3 protein-coding genes are annotated in these 2345 nt (G+C 61.0%); 2 read left to right on the top strand and 1 reads right to left on the bottom strand.

Translation table 11 applies throughout. The annotated features are described in order from the left end of the window. Together LV82_RS14725 and LV82_RS14720 are read left to right on the top strand one after the other, a co-directional pair. Positions 1–273: phage head-tail joining protein (locus tag LV82_RS14725; RefSeq protein ID WP_211289227.1), on the top strand; the 273-nt coding region annotated here is incomplete at its 5' end. Positions 274–275: 2 nt separating this feature from the next. Next, a complete protein-coding gene (locus LV82_RS14720) occupies positions 276–620 on the top strand; it encodes a DUF2190 family protein (RefSeq protein WP_104072957.1) in 345 nt (114 codons plus the stop codon). 7 nt (positions 621–627) lie between these two features. Here LV82_RS14720 and LV82_RS14715 read toward each other — a convergent pair whose 3' ends face one another. After that, positions 628–2025 (bottom strand): hypothetical protein, encoded by a 1398-nt coding sequence (locus LV82_RS14715; protein ID WP_146065195.1) that lies wholly within the window; start codon positions 2023–2025, stop codon positions 628–630. Positions 2026–2345 lie beyond the last annotated feature (320 nt).

Genomic DNA, 2345 nt, shown 5'->3' with positions numbered 1-2345 from the left:
CCGAGACCTCAAGAAACGCTTGCCAAACAGGAGGCATCCACACACGTCATGGCATACAAGATGCCGTTGGTGGGGGCATCCACCGCATCAGTTCAGGACGCCCTGATGGCCGCGCGCTACCGGGGCGTGCGCACCGTCGAATACGACGGCAAGCGCGTCACCTACGCCAGCGACGGCGAGATGGCCGCCGCGCTCGCGGACCTCAACGGACAGATCGCAGGGGCGACCGACCGCATCTCGGTCGTCCGCATCCAATCCTCGAAGGGACTCTAATCATGCGCAATTACATCCAGAACGGCCACATCCTCCGAGTCACCGCGCCCGCGGGCGGCATCGCCTCGGGCGATGCGCTGCTCGTCGGCAGCATCTTCGGCGTCGCCGCCTATTCCTCGGCCGAGGGCGACCCGGTCGAGATCTCCACCACCGGCGTATTCCAGCTGCCGAAGGCCAGCGCCGCGGTGCTGACGGTCGGGGCGCGCGTGGCATGGGACAACACGGCGAAGGAAGTGACCACCCCAGCGGCGGGGCGTTTCCCCATCGGCGTCGCGGTGGAGGCGGCTGGAAACGGCGTCACCAGCGTAGCGGTGCGGCTGGACAGCGTGGCGACGGCGGCGGCGTAAGGATCGCTCAATCATCGAGCTTGGTAATACCGAGTGTGCGCTCGATCTGCTTCCGAAGATTCTTGAGCCCCCTGTTCTCGCTCGGGGTCTTCGGAAGCGTGATGGCATCCAAGCCATCAAAGCCCTTGTTCGCTTCAAGCCGGATGTGCTTGTTGTCGGACTTCTCCGTATAACCGTGTCGGACGAGGAGGGAAGTCAGCTCACTGGCAACCCTCTTGCGGTCTTTCGTCGCTCGCTCAAGGTCCTTCGAGAGTTCGGCAAGCGCGGGCGATGCGGGTAGGCGTTCGACAATACGCTGAAGAATTACCTTTGATCTGGCATCAAGCCCGATCTGTTCAGCGACTGACAAGGTCGTTCTCGCCGCAAATCGGAGCCTGTCTGATATCTCGCCGGGATAAATCTCCGGACCGACCCTTTTGACAAGATTGTCGGTGGAGAAATCGGCTTCATCCGTACCGACGCTCGCAGCCGGACTTGCGCTAAGCTGCTGCTCAAGCTCGCGGATTTTGTCCTGCAGGTTGTCCACCTGCTCCTGATGCAGCTGGTTCCATTCGGCTTCGGTCAGGCTATCCTTCTCACGCTCGCGCTGAACACGGAGAGCCTGCTCCTGGAGCTCGGTCCAGTCCCACCCGAAGGCTGGCATCTGACTTCGCAAGTTCGACGTCGCTGCCACAATCGCGGCAGCCAGCTCTTTGCCGTCTTCGATCTGCCACCCGAGATAGTATCGCCTGACGATACCTTGTCCGGGCACTGACAACCCAACCGTTCCCCCGTAGGCGTTGCGACCCTCCGTCTTGTCGCGGAGAAGAAATGAGAACGCTCGATCTGGTTCGACAACGACATGGGCGACCCCGCCGAGGTCGTAGGCCAGTTTCTCAATTTCCCGCTGGCTGAGCAGCCAAGAAGACACCCCGGTCGCAGACACGTAGACGGATGGAAGCCATTTCGCCGCTTCGCCCAGGGTCACGGACTTCGCTAATGCGAGGCCTGCATCGTTGTTCTCAATCCAAACAGGCTGGTCGGTGACGTTGAACTGCTGATCCCTGCCTCCCCAACCGTTCTTTAAGAGCGATTTGATCAGGTACGGTTTCCTCGGAGTGTCCAATCGTGCGCCCGGCGTCGCAGCGATGCACTGGGTGCGAAGGCGAACCAGATCCTGCCCACCCTCTGCGGCGCCACGCTTCAGGACGCACTCCGTTCGCCACACACGCCCGAGATCGTCGGGAAGATCATGTCGAATGCCGATGGCAGTCCAGCCATCGTCGGTCCGCAACTCCCGCATGCGGAGTTCTTCGCCGGTATTCGAGCGAATGTGCACATTGGCACCGTCAAGCTCTGCCTCAGACTTACTCGAAAGCACGGTCTGATGCTGCATACCGCGAATCCAAGCGAGCACTTCCGCCACGAAGGCAGCCCGATTGTTGCTGGGGATTACGGGGAACTCGGTCGAGAATGGAAGCATATGGGAAGGATCGTGAATCCGCGGTTGGCAGTCAATCCGGAAACGCGAATGGCGTGGTTTCGCGGTGAGTGGCTTTCACAGGCTCGCCGGCACCCAACCGACTGAGTTGCGCAGCGATATGAAGGACTTCGTCCCCTCTTGCTTCCACAGTGTTGACACGGGGGCTGCAAACGCAAACGCCGCCCCGGAGGGCGGTGCGTAAGCATTTGTAAACGCGTGTGTGTTTTGGTTGCGGGGGCAGGATTTGAACCTGCGACCTTCAG

It is taken from the genome of Albidovulum inexpectatum, assembly GCF_002927635.1.
Classification (GTDB): domain Bacteria; phylum Pseudomonadota; class Alphaproteobacteria; order Rhodobacterales; family Rhodobacteraceae; genus Albidovulum; species Albidovulum inexpectatum.
Note: the sequence above shows the minus strand (reverse complement) of the source record. Positions and strands in the feature narration are given on the sequence as shown.

Bases quoted from the DNA above. Each gene is read 5' to 3' on its own strand.
- LV82_RS14720 (WP_104072957.1), top strand. From the start codon at position 276: ATGCGCAATTACATCCAGAACGGCCACATCCTCCGAGTCACCGCGCCC.